Below are 24,676 nucleotides of genomic sequence, written 5' to 3' on the forward strand. Positions count from 1 at the left end.
ACGTTATGTTGATAATTTATTAAAATTGGAATTTGGGATTTAAAAATTGGAATTTTTACTTTTAACATTAAAATTCAAAATATTATGGCAACAATTACTGCTGCAGATGTAAATAAATTAAGACAAACTACAGGTGCCGGAATGATGGACTGTAAAAAAGCTTTAGTTGAAGCTGATGGAGATTTCGATAAAGCTATACAAAACCTTAGAGAAAAAGGACAAAAAGTTGCTGCTAACCGTTCTGACCGTGAATCTTCTGAAGGAGCTGCTGTTTCTTTTGTTAATGCTGACAAAACTAAAGGAGCTATCATTACTTTAAACTGCGAAACAGATTTCGTAGGTAAAAATGAAGCTTTCGTTACTTTAGCTAAAGATTTAGTTGAAAAAGCGATTAATTTCTCATCTAAAGAAGAATTCTTAGCTTCAGATTTCAACGGAATTACTGTTGCTGAAAAATTAATTGAGCAAACTGGTGTTATCGGTGAAAAAATCGAAATTGGTGGTTTTGAAATCTTAGAAGGTGCTTTTGTTGGATCTTATGTTCACGTTAACAAAATTGCTGCATTAACTGCAATTTCTGAACCAATTGCTAATGGCGACGTTTTAACTAAAGACATCTCTATGCAAGTTGCTTCTATGGGAGCTGATACATTATCTTACAAAGATTTTGATCCTGCTTTCGTTGAATCTGAACTTGCTGCCCGTATTGCTGTAATCGAAAAAGATAATGAAGAAGCTAAACGTTTAGGAAAGACTTTAAAAAATGTTCCTAAATATATCTCTTTCTCTCAATTAACTGAGGAAGTTTTAAAACAAGCTGAAGAAGATGCTAAAGCTGAATTAAAAGCGGAAGGTAAACCAGAACAAATTTGGGATAAAATTATTCCTGGAAAAGTACAGCGTTTCATCTCTGACAATACAACTTTAGATCAGGAAAAAGCTTTATTAGATCAAAACTTCATCAAAGATGATAGTAAAAAAGTGGGTGATTATGTTAAAGGATTCAACGTTGAAATTACAGGTTTCAAAAGAGTTACTTTAGGTTAATATATTATTTCCAATACCCTAAAGCCCGAATAGTAAATGTTCGGGCTTTTTTTATTCACCGTTTGTTATTATTTTTTATCTGCAACAGGGAAATTTCTAGCTCTCATTAAAGCATCTGATTTAGGGGATCTGCCTCTAAAACTCTCATATGCTTTTTCCTCATCTCTAGTGTTTCCTATACTAAATACATTTTCATAAAGCCTTCTTGATACTTCTTTATCATAAGGTCCTTTTCCTTCTAGGAACGCTTCCCAGGCATCTGCATTTATAACATCTGCCCATAGGTAACTATAATATCCTGCCGCATAGCCATCACTTGAAAAAATATGTCCAAATTGTGGAATCCTGTGCCGCATTACTATTTCTGAAGGCATTTTAAGAGTCCTTAATGTTTCTTTTTCAAATTCATGAGGATCAATTGTATCAGTCGCCAGGTGAAGTTTCATATCAACCAAAGAACTTGAAATTGTTTCTACAGTAGCAAAACCTTCACCAAAATTGGCTGCCTTTTCTATTCTGTCTACTAAAATTTGAGGAAGCGGTTTACCTGTTTTATAATGTAGGGCAAATTTATTTAACACTTCAGGAGTGGCCAGCCAGTGTTCCAGCAATTGTGATGGAAATTCAACATAATCTCTGGCAACAGAAGTTCCTGCTAAACCTGGATAGGTTACATTCGAACACAATCCATGAAGTGCGTGCCCGAATTCATGAAATAATGTACTGGCATCATCCCATGAAATTAAAATGGGTTCGTCGGCAGTTCCTTTAATAAAATTACAATTATTAGACACGATTGTAAGAACCTCATGATCTAACTTTTGCTGATCACGATAAGCATTCATCCACGCACCGGAACGTTTTCCTGCGCGTGCATAAGGATCAAAATACCATAATCCAACAAGTTTTCCGGTAATTTTATTACTCACTTCCCAAACACGGACATCCTGGTGATAAACGGAAACATTTGTAATTTGTTTAAAATCCAGATCAAACAATTCGCCTGCGACCCAAAACATTCCTTCACGCAAGTTTTCTAATTGGAAATAAGGTTTAACTTCATTTTGATCTAAATCATATTGAGCTTTTCTGACTTTCTCTGCATAATATCGGTAATCCCAAGGCTGAATTTTAAATTTACCTCCTTCAGCATCCACAATCTTTTGCATTTCGACAACATCCTGCTGTACTTTTTCAACTGCAGGTTTCCAAACTGACATCATTAAATCTAATGTTTTTTGAGGATCTTTTGCCATTTTATTAGACAAACTCCAATGAGCAAATGTAGGAAATCCGAGTATTTTTGCCTTTTCTGTTCTTAATTTCAGGATAGAAATTAAAATTTCATTATTGTCGTATGCATTTCCGTTATCGCCTCGTTTTATAAAAATATGGAAAGCTTTTTCTCTTAAATCTCTGTGGGTTGAAAAAGTTAAAAATGGTTCAATAGAAGAACGCGTGTTAGCAATACAGCCTAAAACATCCAACTTTCTTTCTTTCGCTTCGGCTATTGCCGCATTTTTAACTTCAAGAGGAAGCCCCTCAAAATCAGCTTCTGTATTTAATTCAACATATTGATTATCCTCTTCAGCTAATAAATTTTGACTAAAACGAGTAAAAAGTGTTGCCAATTCTGAATTGATTTTAGCAACCTTTGCTTTATCAATCTCATTCAATTTAGCTCCCTCCCGCACAAAATTAGTGTAATACTTCCAGATCAAACGTTGCTGTTCACTCGTTAATTGTTTACTTTCTTTTGAGTTATACAAAGTTTGAATTCTTTCGAAAAGCTTTTTATTTTGGTTAATTTTATCTGTAAATTCAGAAAATTTAGGAGACATTTCAGTATCTACTGCGTTAAATTCCGGACTACTTAAATTAGATCTGTAAATTCCGTAGACGGCAGATATTCTTTTTATTGTCTTTCCTGAACGTTCTAAAGCTGCAATTGTATTATCAAAAGTAGGGGCTTTTGGATGAGTTGCAATAGCATCGATTTCGTTTAGTTTTTCCTGAATCGCAAATTCAATTGCCGGTTTAAAATCAGAAACTTTGTACTCATTAAAAGCAGGAACTCCTCCGTAAGACCCTTGCCATGCTTTTAATAACGGATTATCCGAATTGTTTTGTGCAGTAGCTGCAAAAAAGGTTGTACTCATGATAATAATTGATATTATTTTTTTCATTATTATAATTTGCAATTTTAAAAAACAAAGCTTATTGTTTCAAAAATAACCAAAAATCACTAATTGTAATAAAAATTTAACAGCCACACCGTTATAATGAATTTTAAATTTGATTCATCATTTGATGAAATTATATAAAAATGTCTTAAATCTGATAGGTGATTTAGTGCTTAACAATGTTTTAAAACCAAAAAAGATATTTGTTGTGACACAAAAAAGTACTTTTGAACTGAAAATCGCTTTTATTAGCTTTTTTTCAAGGTTGACTCACGAACAATCACCTCTGTTTCTAATTCAATTATTTTAGGTTTAAATGACTTTCCTTCTTTACGGGAAAGGATTTCTTCCAGCAATAAAGTAAATGCTGCTACACCCATATCATAACTTGGCTGATTAACCGTACTTAATTTGGGCGTAATTACCTGTGAGACTAACCAATTACTAAAACCAATAACAGCAATCTGATTAGGCACCTCAATTCCTTTTTCATTAAAATGTGCCAAAACTCCAACCGCTACCAGGTCTGTAATTACAAAAATCCCATCAATACCTTTATCTTCCTCCAAAATTTGTTTTGCAAATTCTACGCCCTGGTCAAAAGTGATTGCTTTACAGGAATATACCAGACTAGAATCAAAAGGAATTCCGTTTTTTTCCAGTGCTTTTTTATATCCCAAAAAACGATCAATAGCGTTTTGAGGATTTTCAAGCCCCCGAATATGAGCTATTTTCCTGCACCCCATATCAATCAAATGCTGAACTGCTTCCATGGCCGCTTTTTGATCATTTATGATAACTTTAGAGCTTGGAATTAACTTTGAGATTTTATCAAACTGCACAAAAGGAATTTCTTTTTTAAGAATATCTTTAATATGAACATCATCATTGGATTCATTAGAAAGCGACATGATAATTCCATCCACTCTTTTATTAATCAAAAGTGCTACTTGCTTTTTTTCTAACTCTAAAGATTCATTAGACTGAAGAATAATGACCAAATAACCATTTTTCTCTGCTTCAGCAATAATACCATTTACAACGCCTGAAAAAAAATGATGTACTACTTCAGGAATAATAAGACCAATTGTTTTTGATTCTTTAGTCCGCAAATTAACGGCAAAACTATTGGGTGTATAATCAAGCTCCTGAGCCAAAGCAATAACAGCTTTCTTAGTTTTATCACTAACATCCGGATAATTTTTCAATGCTTTCGAAACAGTGGTAATAGATATACCTAAAGCGGAAGCTATTTCTTTTAAAGTAGTTTCTCTCATTAAACAAATATCATAAAAAAAACTGATTATAATCGAAAACGTTTTCGGAAAAATCGAAAACGTTTTCGTACAAAAAAAACATTTATTTTTTATGGTAATATATACATTTGATAAAAAATGACTAAATAAATTATTAACTAAATAAATAACCACGATGAAAACAAATAATTCATTATTTAAAAAAATAGGAATAATTATAGCATTATTACTATTTAACATCAGTTTTTCTCAAAATTCAACTTTATCAGGAACTGTTACTGATGCAACTGGAGCTGGAATTCCAGGAGTAAATATTACAATAAAAAATTCTGATAAAGCAACCGCTACAGACTTTGATGGAAAATATGCTTTTACAAATCTAAGAAACGAAACAGTAACTATTATTGCTACTTACATCGGATACAAAACAACTGAAATGAACATTCAAATAAATGGCAATGCTATTCAAAACATTTCATTAGTTGAAGATGCAAATGTTTTAGATGATGTAGTCGTTACTGGAGTAGTAAACCCTAAAACCAAAATCAAATCCAGCGTTTCAATCACTACTCTGGGAACAGAGCAGGTTACACAATCAGCACCAAGATCGACAGCAGAAATCTTCAGAACCATTCCTGGTATTCGTTCAGAATCTTCAGGAGGTGAAGGAAATTCAAATATTTCTGTTCGTGGTGTGCCAATTTCTTCTGGTGGTTCTAAATACCTACAACTTCAAGAAGACGGACTTCCTGTATTATTATTTGGTGATATTGCATTTGCAACAGCGGATATCTTTACAAGATTTGACGGAAACATCGCTAAAATTGAAGCTATTCGTGGTGGATCAGCATCTACTTTATCATCTAATTCACCGGGTGGAATTATCAACTTTATCAGTAAAACCGGTAAAACTGAAGGAGGTAACATCAGTACATCATTTGGATTAGATTACGGAAATTTCAGAACCGATTTGGATTATGGATCAAAAATTGGGGATGGATTGTATTTTCATGTTGGTGGCTTTTACAGAACGGGTGAAGGAGTTAGAAAAACAGGATTCAACAGCAATAATGGAGGCCAAGTAAAATTCAACATTACAAAAGAATTTGAAAATGGTTCTATTACTCTTTATGCGAAATTCTTAAATGACAGAGCCGCTGCTTATATGCCTATGCCAGTAGCTGTTTCAGGTACAAATGCTAACCCAAATTGGAAAAGTGTTGATGGTTATGATGCTACAACTGGTGCTTTACAATCTATTTATTTGACTCATAGTGTTGGATTAGGACCTGACGGAAATGTGCGCAGAGAAGCTGTGTCTAACGGAATGCATCCTGTTTCAAAATCAATTGGCGCAAATGTTTCCTTTAATTTAGAAAACAATTGGAAAATTACCGATAACATTAGATTCTCATCTAATTCAGGTGGTTTTATCTCACCGTTTCCTGCTGAACTGGCATCTGCTTCGACAATTGCAAACTCTTTTGGAGCTGGATCAACTTTAAGCTACGCAGATAACGGAGCTGCTTTTAATAACCCAAATGGATTAGTAGCAAGAATTCACATGTTTGACACTCAACTAAACAATATGGGGAATTTCATGAACGATCTACGTTTGACCAAAAAATTCGATAAAATAGGAATTACAGCCGGTCTCTTTAAATCCATGCAAAATGTATCTATGTCATGGTTATGGAATTCCTATCTGCAAGAAGTTTCAGATGATAACCCTCGCTTAATTAATGTTAATGATGCGGGTGGAAATTCTTTATCTGAAAATGGATTATATGCTTACGGAACACCAGCCTGGGGGAATTTAGCCCGAAATTATGATACGCAATACAATGTTTCTGCCCCTTATGTTAATATATCTGTTGATGCAACTGAAAATTTATCATTTGAAGGAGGTTTACGTTATGACAAAGGAAAAGTAACAGGTTCATTTGCAGGAGGTGTCTCTACTACTTATGATATTAATAATGATGGTGAAATTTCTGCACCGGAACAAAATGTATTTGCAATTGACAATGCCAATCCAACAGCTGTGAATTATGATTACGACTATTATTCTTATACTTTAGGAGCAAACCTGCTTTTAGCAAGCAGACAGTCTGTATTTGCAAGGATAAGCAGAGGTGCTTCTGCTAAAGCCGATAGAATTTTATTTAGTGGATTAGATTATTTAGACGGAAATAAAATTAACGCTTTAGACTTTTTAACTCAGGCCGAAATTGGATTCAAACAAAAATTCGACAATGGTTACCTTTATGCTACAGCGTTTCACTCTAAAACAGATGAACAAGGCGGATTTGAAGCTACTTCAAACAGTATCATTAAAAACAATTACAAATCTATGGGGCTAGAGTTAGAAACTGCTTATAATATTACTGCTAATTTAGATTTAAGAGGTTCCTTAACTTATACAAAAGCTGAAATTACTTCAGGAGACAACAATGGTAATCAACCTAGAAGACAACCTAAATTAATGTACAGTTTTTTACCTACTTATAAATTCATGGATAATAAAAATACACTTGGTTTGAGCTTTATTGGTCAGACAAAGGCGTATGCTCAAGATTCAAATCAATTAGTAATGAATGGGTTTGTAATTGTAAATGGATTTGTTGAAGTTGGTATTGCAAAAGGATTATCATTAAACGTTTCTGGAAACAACCTTTTCAACGCCTTAGCAATTACGGAAGCTGAAGAAGGAAGCATCACAGAAAACACCGTAAATTTTATCAGAGCCAGATCAATGACCGGAAGATCACTTTCAATGGCTTTATCTTATAAATTTTAATCAAAGTTGGTTCATAAATGTTAGTTGGTTACCAATTCCTGTATTTTTATAGTACAGGAATTGATTTTAAAATTTTAAAAAACGCAATTATGGCATTCTCTAAACCCAAACTAAGTTTTTGGCAAATTATCAATATGAATGTTGGCTTTTTTGGCATCCAATATAGTTTTGGGTTACAACAAAGCGCCGTAAATCCTATTTATGATTTTCTGCACGCCAGTCCGGATCAAATTCCGATATTAAACTTAGCCGGGCCACTAACAGGACTATTGATTCAACCGATAATTGGAGCAATGAGCGACAAAACCTGGCATCCAAGATGGGGACGCAGAAAACCGTATTTTTTTATTGGAGCCATTATTTGCAGCATTGCCTTATTTCTTTTTCCTTTTAGCAGTTCTCTTTGGATGGCGGCTGGTTTGCTTTGGATTTTAGATGTTGGAAACAATACTGCAATGGAACCATATCGTGCTTTTATTGCCGACACACTTAATGAAGATCAGCAACCTATCGGGTTTCAGGCACAAAGTTTTTTTACCGGGTTTGGGCAATTCTTATCTTACATTTCATTGTTCCTCTTTCCTATCGTTTTTATTGGCTATACAGGACAGTTGCCCAACTGGATTTATGCCTCTTTTTTTCTTGGTGCTGTTCTTTCGGTAACATCAATTTGGTGGAGTATGAAGAAAACAAAAGAGATTCCGCCAACAGCAGCAGAGATTGAAAAAATGAAATCAGAGCCATTGAATGTCTTTTCACCTTTTGTCGATATCTATCATGCTGTATTAGAAATGCCAAAAGTAATGTGGCAACTCTTTTTAGTGTATTTATTCCAATGGTATGCTTTAATGTGTTTTTGGCAAAACAATTCAAAAAGTATTGCGCTATCCGTTTGGAATACCACTCCTGTCGATAAAACAGGTTATGAAAAAGCTGTAGAATGGATGGGATTGATTGGTGCATTTGGGTTTATTGTAACCTTTTCGGTAGCTTTTTATCTGGCAAAACTGGCAAAAAAGCACAGTCCAAAAATGGTGCATTTTATTTGTCTTCTTTTTGGAGCTATTTCTTTTTTATTCTTTCCGGTCATTCAAAATCAGTATCTATTTTTTGCAGTAATAATTGGTTACGGGATTGCCTGGGCGAGCATGATGGGAATTCCTTATCTCATGGTGGTTTCCAATATTCCCAAAGAACGCTACGGAGTTTATATGGGAATCATTAACATGATGATTGTAATTCCAATGATCATTCAAAATGTTTCTTTTGGATTCGTCCTAAAAAACTTTTTAAATAACGACCCGCGTCTAGCCATAACATTTGCCGGAGTCTTATTATTACTCGGTTCCCTTAGTACCTTATTAATCAAAGTAAAGAAAACAACATTTTAGTAGTATGAATACTGATAGCAATTATACCAAAGCAATTGAATTACTCCAAAAATCATCCTCAACCAAAGGTTTTTTAGCAAGTGCACAAAACATTTCTAATTACAAAAGAGTTTGGGCGCGTGATGGTGTAATATGCGGACTCGCAGCTTTAGCATCAGGACAGGACGATTTGATCGAAACTTTTAGAAAAACATTAGAGACTTTAGCTAAAAACCAACACTACAACGGAACCATACCATCCAACGTTATGACAAATGGTACTGATACCGAAGTAAGTTACGGCGGATTAGCAGGGAGAGTTGATGCTGTAACATGGTTCATCATTGGAATTTGCCAGTATGCTTTTTACAAAAATGATCCTTCTTTTGTTGAAAAATACCAAGCGAATATCGAAAAATGTCTGACCTTAATGGAAGCCTGGGAATTCAACAACAAACACCTGATGTATGTTCCTTTATCAGGAAACTGGGCCGATGAATACATTACAGATGGTTATGTTTTATACGATCAATTGTTGCGTGTTTGGGCATTAAAAAGTTACAATCATTTTGCAAAAAATACAGGAATCACATCTAAAATTGAAAAAATTACGGAGCAAATAGAAATTAATTTTATCCCAAATTCAACAGCTGAGAAATATCACGAAAGAACGTATAACGAGATGCCATTTGGCAATTTCATGCCTTGTTCCTTTTCACCTGCCGGATATAAAACGCAATTTGATGCTTTTGCAAATTCATTAGCAATACTACTAAACATAGGTCCAAAAGACTTTCAAGAAAAAACAATTCAGTATGCCGAAAAAATTAGAACTCAAAAACCACTGAAATTAATCCCTGCTTTTTGGCCACCAGTTACTGAAACTGATCCCGACTGGAACTTACTGAAAAACAATTTCAAATACGAATTTAGAAATTACCCCAATGAGTTTCACAATGGAGGAAGCTGGCCAATGGTAAATGGTTTTTATGGCTTAGCCTTGCTTGCTAGAAATCAAAACAATGAAGCCAAAGCCCTTTTAGAAGCAATAAACAATGCCAATCAAAAAGAGAATTTTAGTTTCTATGAAAACTTTAATACCGAAACAGAAATGCCCAACGGAGTTCCGTTTTGTACCTGGAGTGCGGCAGCAACTGTTTTATTACATCAGGGAATTACTGCAAATTTTAAATTATTGATTTAAAATGGAAAAGACAATCGACATCATATGTATTGGGGAAATACTCATTGACTTTATTGGCAATGAAATCAACTTGCCCATTTCTAAAATAGAAAATTACCACCGTTTTTTAGGTGGTTCACCAACAAATGTAGCTATAAACGGAGCTAAATTAGGACTCAAAACAGCTTTAGTTGCCACTTGCGGCAAAGACGGCTTAGGCGACTTCATGATAGAAGAATTAAACGAAAACAATGTTGTAACTTCTTATGTTAAACAAACAGAAGAAGAACCATCATCGGTAATTTTTGTATCCAAATCAAGTGAAACACCTGAATTTATACCATACAGACAAGCAGATTATCAAATTCTAAACACTCAAATTACAGACGAATTACTTCAGACCGCTAAAATTTTTCACACAACCTGTTTTGCATTAAGCAAAAACCCGGCACGTAAAACCATTTTAGAAAAAGCTAAAAAAGCGCATCAATTGGGTCTGCTAACTAGTATTGACCTTAATTTTTCTGAAAAAATATGGCCGAATAGAGCCGAAGCTAAAGAGGTTATTAAAGAATATTTATCTACAAATCCTTTAGTCAAATTAAGTGATGACGATTGTTTTAGATTGTTTAATGAAACTAAAAGTGACGACTATATTTTTGACTATTTTCATCAATTAGGGGCATCAACTATTTGCTTAACAAAAGGAAAAGAAGGAGTCGTTTTATTCGATGCAAAAGTAGGTATCATTCATAAAAAAGCCAATTTTGTTGCAAACATAAAAGATACTACAGGAGCAGGAGATGCATTTTGGACGGGCTTTTTATACAGCAAACTAAAAGGAAAAGAACCTTTAGAATGCATTGACAATGCTCAAAAATTGGCTAGTATCAAACTACAACACCTTGGCCAGCTGCCCAATAACATACAATTAGAAAAAGTGTAAAACCTACTTTCATTTCAGCACAAGCCCTAAACCTCAATAAGATTAAGTTCCATTTTTAATTTACTAAAATGGAACTTTTTCTTTAAATCTACTCTACATCTATTATTCTAAAAAAGCAGTTTATAAAAATAAAGAAGTAAATTTGGTTGCATCAAATTCCTAAGTATGTTTCAATCTAAAAAAGACCTCGTTTATGTTATTCTGGCAGGAATATTTATTACCAATGCTATAGTAGCCGAATTAATTGGCGGAAAACTCATTTACGTAGGGCCTTACTTAATGAGTGTCGGGATTTTACCCTGGCCAATTGTCTTTGTTACCACTGATTTAATCAATGAATATTTTGGAGAAAAAGGCGTCAAAAAACTCTCCTTAATAACGGCTTGTTTAATTGCTTACTGTTTTATCTTACTCTTTATTGCTTTAAAAATTCCAGCTGTAAAAGGAGATGGATTGGTTACCGATGGTCAATTTACGGCAGTATTTGGTCAAAGCATGTGGATTATTGTGGGAAGCATTACTGCCTTTTTAGTTTCGCAATTAATAGATGTTACTATATTCCATTTTTTTAAAAGAAAAACAGGAGACAAAATGATTTGGCTAAGAAGTACCGGCTCAACTGTGATTTCTCAATTATTTGATAGTTTTATTGTCTTGGGAATAGCCTTTTGGATGACAGGAAAAATCAATACCGAACAGTATATCGCATCAGCATTTACAGGCTATTTTGTCAAATTAATTATCGCCATTTTACTTACTCCCTTAATCTATTTAGGACATTCCTTAATTGAAAAATACATTCACAGCAAATAACTATGGAATCTATAACACGCTGTAGCTGGTGTACTTCCAGTGAACTGTATAAAAAATACCATGACCAAGAATGGGGTGTACCGGTTTATGACGACCCTACCCTATTCGAATTTCTAATTCTCGAAACTTTTCAGGCCGGGCTAAGCTGGATTACGATTTTAAACAAAAGAGAAAATTTCAGGAATGCTTTTGACCATTTTGATTATAAAAAAGTTGCCGGCTATCCTGATGATAAAATCGAAGAATTGATGCAGAATACCGGAATCATCCGCAACAAACTAAAAATAAAAGCAGCCGTTTCGAATGCGCAGGCTTTTATGAATGTACAGGAAGAATTTGGAACTTTCTCCCATTACATTTGGAAATTCACCAACGGAAAACCCATCATAAACCATCCAAAAACCTCAAAAGATGTTCCCGCCACGACTCCGCTTTCGGATGAAATTAGTAAAGATTTAAAAAAAAGAGGCTTTAAATTTGTGGGATCAACAGTAGTTTACGCACACATGCAAGCCACCGGAATGGTCAATGATCACGCCGAAGATTGCTGGAAAAGAGCTAAGTAAACAGTTGCAGTTTTCAGTCACAGTTTTCAGTTTTTTACAACGTGAAACCTGAAACCTGAAACTTTTAAACAAAAATTATCTATATTTGCTTCACACTTTAGGGGTGTCTGCATCGCGCAGGCTGAGATTTTACCCTCTGAACCTGATCTAGTTCATACTAGCGTAGGGAAAAGTAAGATGACTTCTTGACGCATTTTTGTGCGTAATTGTAGCCATTCCTAAGGTTTTTAGATGTACTGCTGTGCATCTCTACAACTAAAATTTCAAAGGAATGGAACTTAAAATCAACCAACAAATCAAACAATTCAATGCCGATTCGCTAAGCGTTCAGTCATTGCTCGATCTCGAAATTCCAAACAAACAAAACGGAATCGCCGTTGCCATTAACAATACTGTTGTTCCAAAAACAAACTGGAGCCAACACTTTGTATCCGAAACCGACGAAATTCTAATTATTTCAGCCACACAAGGAGGATAATCCGGCTGCACAAACGGGCTATTCGTTACAAGTCCGCAGTCGTCAACCACAAAAACATAGTCATAACAAAGCTTCCGCTGGTCGCTTTTTTATTCCTTGTTTTCTACAGTTTCCTTCTTTACGGGCTTTCCACTGCTATCCCTGGCAGAATCAGGATTACGAGAAATTTCAATTTTACAACAACAATACAACTTTAATCTAAATCAGTAATGACAAACGAAGAACAAATATCAAGAACCCCTTTTCCGAATTCCAAAAAAGTATATATCGACGGAGAAATTCATCCGATAAAAGTCGCTATGCGCGAAGTTATTCTTAGCGATACCAAATTGTCAAACGGAGGAATCGAAAAAAATCCGCCAGTAACTGTTTATGACACATCCGGACCTTATACAGATCCCAATATCGAAATTAACATCAGAAAAGGCTTGCCACGCTTAAGAGAACAATGGATTTTAGACCGAAATGATGTCGAAATTTTATCTGAAATAAGTTCCGATTATGGACAAACACGATTAAAAGACCAAAGCTTAGATCATCTTAGATTTGAGTATCTGCATCAGCCAAAACGTGCAAAAAAAGGAGCAAACGTAACACAATTGTACTACGCCAAACAAGGTATCATTACACCGGAAATGGAATATATTGCGATTCGTGAAAACCAGCGTATCGAACTTTTAAACGAGCAAACCAGCGCCATGCAATGTCAACATGCCGGACACAGTTTCGGTGCCAACACTCCAAAAAGCAAGATCACCGCTGAATTTGTACGAAGCGAAGTTGCCTGCGGAAGAGCCATAATCCCCAACAACATCAACCATCCCGAAAGCGAACCCATGATTGTGGGACGTAACTTTTTAGTAAAAATAAATGCCAATATTGGTAACAGCGCTGTGACATCAAGTATTGAAGAAGAAGTTGAAAAAGCTGTCTGGGCTTGCCGTTGGGGTGCTGACACCATCATGGATTTATCGACAGGGAAAAACATTCACGAAACCAGAGAATGGATTATTCGTAATTCACCAGTTCCAATTGGCACCGTTCCAATCTATCAGGCTCTGGAAAAAGTAAAAGGAATTGCCGAAGATTTAACCTGGGAAATTTTCCGTGACACCTTGATTGAACAGGCAGAACAAGGCGTTTCGTATTTTACCATTCATGCCGGAGTTTTGCTTCGCTATATTCATTTAACAGCCAACCGCGTAACAGGAATCGTTTCCCGTGGTGGCTCAATTATGGCAAAATGGTGCTTATTTCATCATAAAGAAAACTTCCTTTACACCCATTTTGAAGAAATCTGCGAAATCATGAAACAATATGATGTGGCTTTTTCCCTTGGCGACGGATTACGTCCGGGATCAATTGCAGATGCCAATGATGCTGCACAATTCGCAGAACTGGAAACACTGGGTGAACTGACAAAAATTGCCTGGAAACATGATGTTCAGGTTTTTATTGAAGGTCCAGGACACGTACCAATGCACATGATCAAGGAGAATATGGACAAACAATTAGAACATTGCCATGAAGCTCCATTTTACACGCTTGGGCCATTAACAACAGATATTGCACCGGGTTACGATCATATCACATCGGCTATAGGAGCAGCTATGATTGGCTGGTACGGCTGCGCCATGTTGTGTTATGTAACACCAAAAGAGCATCTCGGTTTACCGAACAAAAAAGATGTAAAAGATGGTGTGATTACCTATAAAATTTCAGCTCATGCGGCAGATTTAGCCAAAGGACATCCGGGAGCACAGTACCGAGACAATGCCTTGAGTAAAGCCCGTTTCGAATTCCGTTGGGAAGACCAGTTTAATCTCGCGCTTGATCCTGACACAGCAAGAGAATTTCATGATGAAACTCTTCCAGCTGATGGTGCAAAAGTGGCTCATTTTTGTTCCATGTGCGGACCAAAATTCTGCTCCATGAAAATATCTCAGGAAATCCGTGATGTGGCTGCTGCCGAAAAAGGCATGCAGGAAAAATCAGAAGAGTTTATTGAGCAGGGAAAAGAGATTTATATCTAAGAAAGAAAATAGAGCAAAGAATCAAGAATAAAGAAATAGAAGTTAGACTATGATCGTAATTACAAATCCTTCTACAATTGCAAATGAAATCAGCGTAATTGATTCTTTATTTGGAGAAGGATTGTCTTTGCTTCATATTCGAAAACCGGATTTCTCAGAAGTAGATATGGAAAAATTTATTCATCAGATAAAACAGGAATATCGGGAGAAACTGGTTTTGCACAACCATCATGAAATAGCAGCTAATTTTGGTATTAACAGAATTCATTTTTCAGAAACACAAAGGAAAAAAAATGATATTAAAGTAATTGAGAATATGATTTTATCCACTTCAACACATTCAATTGAAGATTTCAATGCTTTGGAGAACATTTTTGAATATTCCTTTTTAAGCCCGGTTTTTAGAAGTATTTCTAAAGAAAATTATAACCCAAAAACCAATCTTTTTGAAGATATAAAACAACGAAAAAAATTGAATACAAAAATGATTGCTTTAGGCGGAATACACTCAGGTAATATTGAAGAAACACTTCGAAAAGGTTTTGACGATGTTGCTCTTTTAGGAACAATCTGGAATAGTCCGGATTCCATTAAAAATTTTAAACTATGTCAAAAAATCGTCCTTTCGCTCTCAGCATAGCTGGTTTGGATCCTTCAGGAGGTGCAGGAATTTTAGCAGATTCTAAAACTTTTGAACAGCATCAGGTGCAGGGTTTAGCGATAAGCACAGCAAATACAATTCAAACCGATTCTAAATTCTACGAAATAGAATGGACATCGATTGACTTTGTATTACGCTCAATAAAAAAACTATTCAAAAATTATCCTATAAAATCGGTAAAAATTGGTATTGTTCCTTCGGTTATTTATTTAAATGAAGTGGTTTCGTTAATTAAAAAATTAAGTCCAAATGCTCTTATTGTTTGGGATACCGTATTAAAGTCTTCTACAGAGTTTGAGTTTTTACCCCTTGAAAACCATTCCGATTTACAAAAAACAGTATCTAAAATTGATTTGATCACCCCTAATTATGAAGAAATAATGCAGCTATATCCCCATTTTTTTGCTGAAAAACTTTGGGTCAAAAATGAACTTCCAACGGCTATTTTATTGAAAGGAGGTCATAATCTTGCTGCTTTGGGCACTGATTATTTATTTTTAAAAAGTAATCTGACAGAACTCAACCCTACAAAAAATAATTTCCGCCCAAAACACGGATCAGGCTGTGTCTTGTCTTCAGCAATTGCGGCAAACTTAGCTTTAGGCTATGACTTAAAAACGGCTTGTTTAGAAGCTAAAGTATATATTGAAAAGTATTTAAACTCCACATCAACACTAATTGGGTACCATTATGTTTAACAAATTACAATACATTTCACAAGGCGAAACTATTGAAAAGCAATTGCACAATATTCATCAGGCCCTCGATGCTGGCTGTGATTGGATACAAATGCGATTCAAAAATCAACCTTTTGAAAACAGATTAATTCTGGCCGAAGCCGTAAAAATTTTATGCGAAGAGTATAAGTCAAATTTCATTATCAATGATGATGTTTTACTCGCTCAGAAAATGGGTGCAGATGGCGTTCATTTAGGTTTAACCGATATGAGTATTCCTGAAGCCCGTGCTATTTTAGGAGACAGAAAAATTATTGGAGCAACAGCGAACACTTTTGAAGATGTCGTTTTTCAGTCCAAAAATGGGTGCGATTATATTGGTCTGGGACCTTTTCAATTTACGGAAACCAAAGAAAAACTAAGTCCCGTCTTAGGTAATGATGGTTACGTTTCAATTCTGAATAAAATGAAAACCGAAAATATTACAACACCCATTTATGCCATTGGCGGAATTACCTTAGAAAACATAGAAAGCCTCATTAAAACAGGAATTCACGGTATTGCTGTTTCCGGAATAATAACAAAAAGTCCTGAGAAAGAAAAACTGGTACAACAACTTTACGACAAATTATATGCAAACGTCATTATTTAAAATAGGAGATAAAACCTTTAATTCCCGCTTATTTTTGGGAACAGGAAAATTTGGTTCTAATCTGGAAATGGAAGAAGCCATTTTAGCTTCGGGAAGTGAATTGGTAACGGTTGCCTTAAAACGCATTGATCTTGAAACAGAAACGGATGCTATTTTAGCACACTTACATCATCCAAATATCAATTTATTACCCAATACATCAGGTGCACGCAATGCAAAAGAAGCGGTTTTTGCTGCCCAATTAGCACGTGAAGCGCTTGAGACTAATTGGATAAAATTAGAAATTCATCCCGACCCAAAATATCTTATGCCCGATCCAATCGAAACTTTAAAAGCAACAGAAGAACTAGCAAAACTTGGTTTTTTTGTTTTGCCTTACATCCATGCCGATCCGGTTTTATGCAAACATCTGGAAAATGCAGGAACAGCAGCTGTCATGCCATTAGGTTCACCAATTGGCAGCAACAAAGGTTTAAAAACCATTGATTTTTTAGAAATCATTATCGAACAAAGTAATGTTCCTGTCATTGTAGATGCTGGAATTGGTTCTCCATCAGACGCTGCAAAAGCCATGGAAATAGGTGCCGATGCCGTTTTGGTTAATACTGCAATTGCCGTAGCCGGAAATCCGAAATTAATGGCTGAAGCATTTAAGGAAGCAGTAATTGCTGGCAGAAAAGCTTTTGAAGCTAAAATTGCTAATCCGCAAAATCATGCTGTGGCTTCGAGCCCTTTGACTTCTTTTCTATATGAATAAAACAACACAATGAAAACATTCAAATCCATTTTTGAACAATACGATTGGAATTCCATTCAATCAAAAATATACCAAACCACATCAAAAGATGTTGAGTATTCTTTGGCTAAAAACAAACTAAATCTGGATGATTTTTTGGCATTGATTTCACCTGCTGCACAGCCTTATTTAGAACAAATGGCTCAAAAATGCCATGAAATTACTAAAAAACGTTTTGGCAAAACCATTCAGATGTATGCACCGCTTTATCTGAGCAACGAATGCCAAAATATTTGTACCTATTGCGGATTTAGTCTGAACAATAAAATCAAACGAAAAACACTTTACGATTCAGAAATCAAACAAGAAGTGGAGGCACTAAAAAAAACCGGTTTTGATCACGTTTTATTAGTAACCGGCGAAGCCAATTACACGGTAAATATTAATTATTTCCTAAATGCAATTCATTTAATCAGAGAACAATTTTCAATTATTTCTGTGGAAGTTCAGCCACTTTCTACAGAAGAATACCAACGTTTGCATGATGCCGGTGTATATTCGGTTTTGGTTTATCAGGAAACGTATCATCAGGAAGTGTATAAAAAATACCATACAAAAGGCAAGAAATCCAATTTTGATTTTAGACTTGAAACCCCGGACCGGATTGGAACTGCGGGAATTCATAAAATAGGTTTGGGTGTGTTATTAGGTTTGGAAGATTGGCGCACAGATAGCTTTTTTAATGCCTTGCATCTTGATTATCTTCAAAAGAAATATTGGCAGACCAAGTATTCGGTTTCATTTCCGAGATTGCGCCCTGCGGAAGGCATTATCGAGCCGAATTTTATTATGGATGATAAAGATCTGACACAGTTAATCTGCGCTTATCGTTTATGGAATGAAGATCTTGAAATTTCCATTTCGACTCGTGAAAACGAAAAGTTCAGAAACAATATTATTCCGATTGGCGTGACAAGTATGAGTGCAGGTTCCAAAACCAATCCGGGTGGTTATGTTGTTGACCCGCAATCACTGGAACAATTTGAAATTAGCGACGAACGTTCAGCAAGAGAAATTGCTGAAATCATTACTAAAAAAGGTTATGAACCTGTTTGGAAAGACTGGGATAAAGTATATAGTCAAATGTCATAAAGTCGAAAGTTATAAAGTCCAATACTTAACTTTATTGTTTGGCTTTAGACATTTTACTTTTGACTTTCGAATTTCAAACTTTAAGACTTAATTAAATGAGCATTATCCAAGAATTTTTACGTTATAACCGACAAACCATTCTTCCTGAAATTGGTGATGAAGGTCAGGAAAAACTCAAAAAGGCAAGAGTTTTGGTAATTGGAGCCGGAGGTTTGGGCTGCCCGATTCTACAATATATAGCAACGGCTGGCGTAGGTTTTATTGGGATAATGGATTTTGACGCTGTAGAAATTCATAATTTACACCGGCAAATTTTATATACTGAAAATGAAATTGGTCAGGAAAAAGCCATTGTAGCCCAAAATATGGTTTCGAAACTAAACCCTTTAATTCAGGCTATAGCTATTACTGAAAAATTAACGATTGAAAATGCAGTGCAGATAATTCAGCAGTATGATATTGTTATAGATGGCTCTGATAATTTTGCAACCCGTTATTTGGTAAACGATACTTGTGTTGAACTTCAGAAACCTTTAATTTATGGAAGTATTTTAAAATTCGAAGGTCAGATCGCTGTTTTTAATGATAAAGGGAGCAAAAACCTGCGGGATTTATTTCCTGAAATGCCGGATCCAAAAGAGGTTCCGAATTGCAACCTCAACGGAGTTTTAGGAACTTTACCCGGAATTATTGGTACGATGATGGCACACGAAACACTAAAATTAATTTTGGAATTACCAACCTTAAAAAATGAACTGGTACTTTTTAATACTTTGAATTACAGTTTTACAAAATTGAATTTTTAGAAGACAACTTCATCTCCCACCTGAATTATTCCCGGATTCAAACCAACAATGTTGATCCCAAATAAAACAGAATTGTTGAAATTCCTGTATTTACTTAATATTTTCAGAAGTTCTTTTTTTACAACTCCATTCTGCGGATCATTATTAACCATAATACATCTTCCACAGGGTTTTACGTTTTTAAAATGTACTTCTCCTATTTTAAATTGTTCAAAATCATCTTCCTCGTGAGGGTTTTGAGTACTAATAACAATATTGGGTCGAAATCTTTTTACTGTAATTTTTTCCTGGAGTTTTTCATTCAGAAAATCAAGACTTTTTGTTCCGATTAGTAAGTATGGATAGGCATCAGCCAGACTCACATTATAAATTTCTTTTGATCTTGAACTTTCATGTCTGCGGTCTCCTGAATTGATGATTTTAACGAGTTTACATTCAAACCCTAAACGATCACTAAACCATTTTGAAGTGGTTTTATTTACTTCAAAAACAAAACTTTTATCTTCCCATACTTTTGTATAAATTTGATCATCGAGATGCTCACCGATAAAAAAATCATGTTTTTTGTCCTTAAAAGTGACCCGTATTTTTCCATCTGCAATCTCAGGATAAAACTGACTCAGTATCGGATATTCACGCTGTGTGATATGTTGATTATCCGAATCCAGCAGCATCCATCTCCGATCATTTTGAAAACCCATTTCTTCAGCAAAAGCCTGTTGACAGTTAATTCCCGCAAGGCTTTTGATCGGATAAATATAGATTTCTTTTACCGTGTAAGCAGTACTCATTTTATTTACTTATTAAAATAGACATAAATTCATCACGGTCAATTTCGCGACAGCCTAAACTTTCTAAATGCGGATTATAAACCTGACAGTCTAGCAATTTATAATTTTCTGTTTTTAAATGATTCACCAAAGCTATAAAAGCTAGTTTAGAGGCATTCGACACTTTAGAAAACATACTTTCACCACAAAAAACATGACCTAAATCAATTCCGTATAAACCTCCAACCAAAACTTGATCCTGCCAAACCTCAACCGATTTTGCAATTCCCTCTGCATTTAATTTGGAATAGGCATCCATCATTTTGTTTGAAATCCAGGTTCCGTTTTGTCCGTCGCGTTTTATTTTCTGGCAATTTGAAATAACTTCTTTAAAGTCCTGATTAAAAGTAACCTTAAACTGATTTCGGTTCAGGATATTCCGCATGCTTTTGGAAATGATTAATTCATCTAAAAACAATACCATTCTGGGATCAGGTGCCCACCAAAGAATGGGATCTCCTTCATTAAACCACGGAAAAATTCCGCTCTTGTACGCTAATTGTAACCGTTCTGAACTTAAGTCACCACCGATGGCCAGAATACCTTCGTTATCGGCTTCACAAACGGGAGGGAAAAATAAATCTTTGGATAAATAATACATTTTAAAAATTCAATTTCAATAACAATGGTAATTTCAAACATCCATTCTTTCTTTGTGGCGTTTCTCTTGAAGATTTACTTCGTCTGTTGCTATCGCCCAAGTCTCCTTCGTCGAAATGATAAAAAAGAGATAAAAATAAAAATTCCAAATCTCAAATACACATTCATGATTTGGAATCTGGAATTTTATTATTAGAATTTAAGCGCTTTAGAATGGCAAATCGTCCGGCTCATCTTCGTTTAAATTTGTAGCTGGAGCAAAAGCTTCTGCTGCTGGCATTGGAGGTGTTTGCCCAGGACCTTCTGGTGCTAATCTTTCGATTCTCCAACCTTGGATACTATTAAAATATCTGGTCTCACCTTGTGGGTTAACCCATTCTCTTCCTCTTAAATTGATCGAAACTTTTACAGCTTCACCTTGCTTGTAGCTACTTAATAAATCGCATTTATCTTGTGTAAATTCGATTAATATATGTTGAGGATATTGCTCATCTGTAGTGACAACTAATTCTCTTTTTTTAAATGAAGCGCTAACCTGCTGTTCCGGGTTTACCACTTTTACTTTTCCTGTAACTTCCATCTTCGTTTATTTAATTATTGTTTCGTTTCTTATTTCTTTGCCAAAAGCACTTTCCATGCTGATAAAACATCCCCGTTATCAAGATATTTTTTGGCCTCTAAATGTATTTTTTCCTGATCGTCAGAGCTCAAAACTCCTTTTACCGAAAAGTTTTCTTTCACAAATATACTAACTTCTTCTGTTGTAGGCAAGGCTTCAATATTGCCTAATTTCCCGAGATCATTTCCATCAAAAACAGTACTCTCCCTAATAAAATTCGGAATTGCATCTACTCCAACCCCTAAAGTTGTCAGGGGTTTTTCTACTTCAAAAAGCCCTTGGTTTGATCTTGAATACCAGTTGTTTCCTAATCTGGAGACCAAATCGATTTTATGCTGATCGATAGCTCCGTTTTTATCTAAGACTGACTCATGGATATGAATTTTTACCACTTCGCAGAGAATCAGGTTTCCTGCTCCTCCCTCTGTTCCTAATGGAATAATCTGTGTTACTTTACACTCAAACTGTACAGGAGATTCTTTTACACGATACGGTTTCACTATATCCGAAGGAATTTGTGTTAAACCCGCTTTTATAAATTCGTTTACTCCGTTTCCATATTCTGTACTGGCCAAAGAAGTTTGCTGAACCAAATCATAATTTACCACATTAATTACAACTTCCCGTGTTGCTTCTGCATTTATAAGAGTGTGTTTAATTGTATTATCCCGGACCCGTCTTGATGGCGAAAAAACTAAAATTGGAGGATTGGCACTAAACACGTTAAAGAAACTAAAAGGCGATAAATTCGGGATTCCTTTTGCGCTCATTGTACTGGCAAAAGCAATAGGCCGGGGACCAATGGCACTTTGCAAATAGCCTTGTAATTTTGCCGTTGGCAGCTCTTTTGGGTTAATGCTGATCATATCTTTTTCTTTTTAACCGTATTCATGTTTTCAGTAACTACAAAAGTATAGAAATGGTTTATTCCAAAGAAATAGTTTGTGGTTTAAAAGCAAAAATCTTTAAAATCTACAAAATATTAAATGTCTTTATTTCGTTATATTTATACCTCAAAAATTACTTTATGCATTTTTCTGAAAGCAGAAATAGAACCCGTTGGATTATTATTTTTATTTCCTTTTCAATCATTTCCCTGATACTGTGGAATACCTATACCTTTTTTCAAATATTCAAAAATGAAGAACGGCTGAAAATGAATATTTTGGCCAACGCACAAAAAACAATTATTAACGCAGACGAATATGCTGATCTTGATTTACCTCTGGAAATCACAAACAGTAACACTTCAGTTCCCGTAATGCTGGTGATGTACGATAAGGTCATTAATTCTAAAAATGTTCCAGAAGAAATCCTGAATAATAAAGAGAAGTTTAAGAAATATCTGAATAAACTAAAAAGTGAAAATGAGCCTATAATTTTTGAATACGCTCCCGGAAAATACCAACAGTTATATTACGGAAATTCATCATTACTGAATAAACTTAAATATTACCCGGTTGCCCTGTTGCTGATTATCTTTTTGTTTGCCGCTTTGATTTATAATTTTTACAAGAGTACTAAAATGGCTACTCAAAACAAACTCTGGGCAGGAATGGCAAAAGAAACAGCGCATCAGATTGGCACACCTCTTTCTTCATTAATTGGCTGGATTGAAATATTAAAAACCGAAGAAATTGACCAGACTATTACATCAGAAATCGAAAAAGATGTAGAACGCCTTCAGACTATTACGGATCGTTTTTCTAAAATTGGTTCTGTTCCGGTTTTAGAAAAACATGATATCGTAACTGAAACTTTAAATACTTATGACTATTTGCAATCCCGTTTTTCTAAGCAGGTAGCTTTTTCCTATTCAGCACCTAAAGAACCAATTATTGTTTTATTCAACCCAACATTGCACAGCTGGACCATTGAAAATTTAGTAAAAAATGCTATTGATGCCATGAAAGGCAAAGGAACTTTAGAACTTGTGATAACACAGGATCATCATCATGTAAAAATAAATGTTAAAGATTCCGGAACCGGAATTTTGAAAAACCAATTCAAAACTATTTTTGAACCTGGTTTTACTACAAAAAAACGTGGCTGGGGACTTGGACTTTCTTTAACCAAAAGAATAGTTGAAGAATATCACAGCGGAAAAATTAAGGTTTTACATTCTGAAATAGGAAAGGGAACTACATTTCAGATCTCACTAAGTAAAAAAGTGTAGCGAAAATTATTTTGCTACACTTTTTATATTTTTATTTTGTCAAATTGAGCGGAGTTAAGATTCTTTTATGTTCAAATTGACTTCGACTCCGCTCAGTCTGACAATACGTTTACAAATTTGCCTGAATACTTTTCGCCAAAGTTTCAAATTCTTCTTTAGAAAGGGATACTTTGTTTTGAAAACGCATTTCATCCATCTCGTTTAACGGAATCAGATGTACATGTGCATGAGGAACTTCTAAACCAACAACTGCCATACCAACTCTTTTGCAGGGAACTGTTTTTTCTAAAGCAATTGCAATCTTCTTAGAAAATTGCATCAAACCCAAATACAGGTCTTCATCCATATCAAAAATCTTATCGATCTCTAGTTTCGGAATACATAATGTGTGACCTTTAGCATTTGGATTTACATCTAAAAAGGCCAAATAGTTATCATCTTCGGCAATTTTATAAGCAGGAATTTCTCCGTTTACTATTTTGGTAAATATTGAGCTCATCTTTCAAATTTTTAATCTCTTGAAATCTCCAGGATTTCAAATTTTAAAACGCCATTAGGCACGGTAATTTCAGCAACTTCGCCAACAGATTTTCCAAGCAAACCTTTTCCGATAGGAGAAGTTACCGAAATTTTTCCGGTTTTTAAATCTGCTTCACTTTCTGCAACAAGGGTATATTTCATTTCCATTCCGTTGCTTTGGTTCTTGATTTTCACGTTAGATAATACCAATGCTTTTGAAACATCTAATTGTGATTCGTCAATTAATCTGGCATTAGCATATACTTCTTCGAGTTTAGAAATTCTCATTTCCAATAAACCTTGTGCTTCTTTTGCAGCATCATATTCGGCATTTTCAGATAAATCTCCTTTGTCTCTGGCCTCTGCAATATCCTGAGATGCTTTCGGACGCATTACACTTTTTAAATGCTCCAGTTCATCTTTTAATTTTTTTAATCCTTCTGCTGTATAATAAGATACTTTACTCATAACTTCATCGTTTATATAAATACAAAAAATCCCATCAGGACGGGATTTTTCTTATTACAAATATACTATTATTTTTTATAGTACATAATTATATGTTAATCATAT

24 protein-coding genes and 1 riboswitch are annotated in these 24,676 nt (G+C 34.9%); of the genes, 16 read left to right on the forward strand and 8 right to left on the reverse strand.

The window, feature by feature from the left end; all coding sequences use genetic code 11:
* Positions 1 to 84: 84 nt before the first annotated feature.
* A complete protein-coding gene (gene tsf, locus DMB65_RS20380) occupies positions 85 to 1,047 on the forward strand; it encodes a translation elongation factor Ts (protein WP_110308471.1) in 963 nt (320 codons plus the stop codon).
* A gap of 68 nt (positions 1,048 to 1,115) precedes the next feature.
* Here the strand turns inward: tsf and DMB65_RS20385 are convergent, their stop codons facing one another.
* Both DMB65_RS20385 and DMB65_RS20390 read right to left on the reverse strand, forming a co-directional pair.
* Entirely contained in the window at positions 1,116 to 3,233 is a 2,118-nt protein-coding gene (locus tag DMB65_RS20385; RefSeq protein WP_110308472.1) for a M3 family metallopeptidase, read from the reverse strand.
* A gap of 245 nt (positions 3,234 to 3,478) precedes the next feature.
* The gene (locus DMB65_RS20390; protein ID WP_110308501.1) at positions 3,479 to 4,507 is read right to left on the reverse strand and encodes a LacI family DNA-binding transcriptional regulator; all 1,029 of its coding nucleotides are present in this window, start codon (positions 4,505 to 4,507) and stop codon (positions 3,479 to 3,481) included.
* Positions 4,508 to 4,661: 154 nt separating this feature from the next.
* Here DMB65_RS20390 and DMB65_RS20395 point away from each other — a divergent pair, with 154 nt between their 5' ends.
* From DMB65_RS20395 to DMB65_RS20460, 14 genes are all read left to right on the forward strand, one after another.
* The gene (locus DMB65_RS20395) at positions 4,662 to 7,286 is read left to right on the forward strand and encodes a TonB-dependent receptor domain-containing protein (protein ID WP_110308473.1); all 2,625 of its coding nucleotides are present in this window, start codon (positions 4,662 to 4,664) and stop codon (positions 7,284 to 7,286) included.
* A gap of 89 nt (positions 7,287 to 7,375) precedes the next feature.
* Positions 7,376 to 8,677, forward strand: a complete 1,302-nt coding sequence (locus tag DMB65_RS20400) for an MFS transporter (protein WP_110308502.1) — start codon at positions 7,376 to 7,378, stop codon at positions 8,675 to 8,677.
* Between the two features lie 4 nt (positions 8,678 to 8,681).
* Positions 8,682 to 9,860 (forward strand): glycoside hydrolase 100 family protein, encoded by a 1,179-nt coding sequence (locus DMB65_RS20405; RefSeq protein ID WP_110308474.1) that lies wholly within the window; start codon positions 8,682 to 8,684, stop codon positions 9,858 to 9,860.
* A 1-nt stretch (position 9,861) separates the two neighbouring features.
* A complete protein-coding gene (locus tag DMB65_RS20410; RefSeq protein ID WP_110308475.1) occupies positions 9,862 to 10,785 on the forward strand; it encodes a carbohydrate kinase family protein in 924 nt (307 codons plus the stop codon).
* 165 nt (positions 10,786 to 10,950) lie between these two features.
* Positions 10,951 to 11,598, forward strand: a complete 648-nt coding sequence (locus tag DMB65_RS20415) for a queuosine precursor transporter (RefSeq protein ID WP_110308476.1) — start codon at positions 10,951 to 10,953, stop codon at positions 11,596 to 11,598.
* A gap of 2 nt (positions 11,599 to 11,600) precedes the next feature.
* Entirely contained in the window at positions 11,601 to 12,164 is a 564-nt protein-coding gene (locus DMB65_RS20420; protein ID WP_110308477.1) for a DNA-3-methyladenine glycosylase I, read from the forward strand.
* Between the two features lie 89 nt (positions 12,165 to 12,253).
* Positions 12,254 to 12,350: riboswitch (TPP riboswitch) on the forward strand.
* An 85-nt stretch (positions 12,351 to 12,435) separates the two neighbouring features.
* A complete protein-coding gene (gene thiS, locus DMB65_RS20425; protein ID WP_110308478.1) occupies positions 12,436 to 12,642 on the forward strand; it encodes a sulfur carrier protein ThiS in 207 nt (68 codons plus the stop codon).
* A gap of 209 nt (positions 12,643 to 12,851) precedes the next feature.
* Entirely contained in the window at positions 12,852 to 14,675 is a 1,824-nt protein-coding gene (thiC, locus tag DMB65_RS20430; protein WP_110308479.1) for a phosphomethylpyrimidine synthase ThiC, read from the forward strand.
* A gap of 49 nt (positions 14,676 to 14,724) precedes the next feature.
* Positions 14,725 to 15,315, forward strand: a complete 591-nt coding sequence (locus tag DMB65_RS20435; protein WP_110308480.1) for a thiamine phosphate synthase — start codon at positions 14,725 to 14,727, stop codon at positions 15,313 to 15,315.
* The gene (locus tag DMB65_RS20440; protein WP_110308481.1) at positions 15,282 to 16,034 is read left to right on the forward strand and encodes a hydroxymethylpyrimidine/phosphomethylpyrimidine kinase; all 753 of its coding nucleotides are present in this window, start codon (positions 15,282 to 15,284) and stop codon (positions 16,032 to 16,034) included. The genes DMB65_RS20435 and DMB65_RS20440 overlap by 34 nt, the downstream gene beginning before the upstream one ends.
* The gene (locus DMB65_RS20445; RefSeq protein WP_110308482.1) at positions 16,027 to 16,665 is read left to right on the forward strand and encodes a thiamine phosphate synthase; all 639 of its coding nucleotides are present in this window, start codon (positions 16,027 to 16,029) and stop codon (positions 16,663 to 16,665) included. The genes DMB65_RS20440 and DMB65_RS20445 overlap by 8 nt, the downstream gene beginning before the upstream one ends.
* The gene (locus DMB65_RS20450) at positions 16,646 to 17,422 is read left to right on the forward strand and encodes a thiazole synthase (RefSeq protein WP_110308483.1); all 777 of its coding nucleotides are present in this window, start codon (positions 16,646 to 16,648) and stop codon (positions 17,420 to 17,422) included. Before DMB65_RS20445 ends, DMB65_RS20450 begins: the two co-directional genes overlap by 20 nt.
* Positions 17,423 to 17,431: 9 nt before the next feature.
* Entirely contained in the window at positions 17,432 to 18,553 is a 1,122-nt protein-coding gene (thiH, locus tag DMB65_RS20455; protein ID WP_110308484.1) for a 2-iminoacetate synthase ThiH, read from the forward strand.
* A 95-nt stretch (positions 18,554 to 18,648) separates the two neighbouring features.
* On the forward strand, positions 18,649 to 19,359 hold the full coding sequence (locus DMB65_RS20460; RefSeq protein ID WP_110308485.1) for a HesA/MoeB/ThiF family protein: 711 nt from the start codon (positions 18,649 to 18,651) through the stop codon (positions 19,357 to 19,359).
* Here DMB65_RS20460 and DMB65_RS20465 read toward each other — a convergent pair.
* From DMB65_RS20465 to DMB65_RS20480, 4 genes are all read right to left on the reverse strand, one after another.
* Positions 19,356 to 20,150 carry an MOSC domain-containing protein gene (locus DMB65_RS20465; protein ID WP_110308486.1) on the reverse strand — a complete coding sequence of 265 codons (795 nt, stop codon included), beginning with the start codon at positions 20,148 to 20,150 and terminating at the stop codon, positions 19,356 to 19,358. The two genes, DMB65_RS20460 and DMB65_RS20465, sit on opposite strands and share 4 nt — an antisense overlap.
* A 1-nt stretch (position 20,151) precedes the next feature.
* The gene (aat, locus tag DMB65_RS20470; protein ID WP_110308487.1) at positions 20,152 to 20,790 is read right to left on the reverse strand and encodes a leucyl/phenylalanyl-tRNA--protein transferase; all 639 of its coding nucleotides are present in this window, start codon (positions 20,788 to 20,790) and stop codon (positions 20,152 to 20,154) included.
* A gap of 207 nt (positions 20,791 to 20,997) precedes the next feature.
* On the reverse strand, positions 20,998 to 21,369 hold the full coding sequence (locus tag DMB65_RS20475; RefSeq protein WP_110308488.1) for a DUF3127 domain-containing protein: 372 nt from the start codon (positions 21,367 to 21,369) through the stop codon (positions 20,998 to 21,000).
* Positions 21,370 to 21,398: 29 nt separating this feature from the next.
* Positions 21,399 to 22,274 (reverse strand): flavin reductase family protein, encoded by an 876-nt coding sequence (locus DMB65_RS20480; RefSeq protein WP_110308489.1) that lies wholly within the window; start codon positions 22,272 to 22,274, stop codon positions 21,399 to 21,401.
* Positions 22,275 to 22,435: 161 nt separating this feature from the next.
* Here DMB65_RS20480 and DMB65_RS20485 point away from each other — a divergent pair, with 161 nt between their 5' ends.
* A complete protein-coding gene (locus DMB65_RS20485) occupies positions 22,436 to 23,584 on the forward strand; it encodes a sensor histidine kinase (RefSeq protein WP_110308503.1) in 1,149 nt (382 codons plus the stop codon).
* Positions 23,585 to 23,693: 109 nt separating this feature from the next.
* Here DMB65_RS20485 and DMB65_RS20490 read toward each other — a convergent pair whose 3' ends face one another.
* Together DMB65_RS20490 and greA are read right to left on the reverse strand one after the other, a co-directional pair.
* Positions 23,694 to 24,083, reverse strand: a complete 390-nt coding sequence (locus DMB65_RS20490; protein ID WP_110308490.1) for an HIT family protein — start codon at positions 24,081 to 24,083, stop codon at positions 23,694 to 23,696.
* Between the two features lie 11 nt (positions 24,084 to 24,094).
* Entirely contained in the window at positions 24,095 to 24,571 is a 477-nt protein-coding gene (gene greA, locus DMB65_RS20495; RefSeq protein WP_110308491.1) for a transcription elongation factor GreA, read from the reverse strand.
* Positions 24,572 to 24,676: the final 105 nt, after the last annotated feature.

The organism is Flavobacterium cheongpyeongense (assembly GCF_003202435.1).
Lineage (GTDB): Bacteria > Bacteroidota > Bacteroidia > Flavobacteriales > Flavobacteriaceae > Flavobacterium > Flavobacterium cheongpyeongense.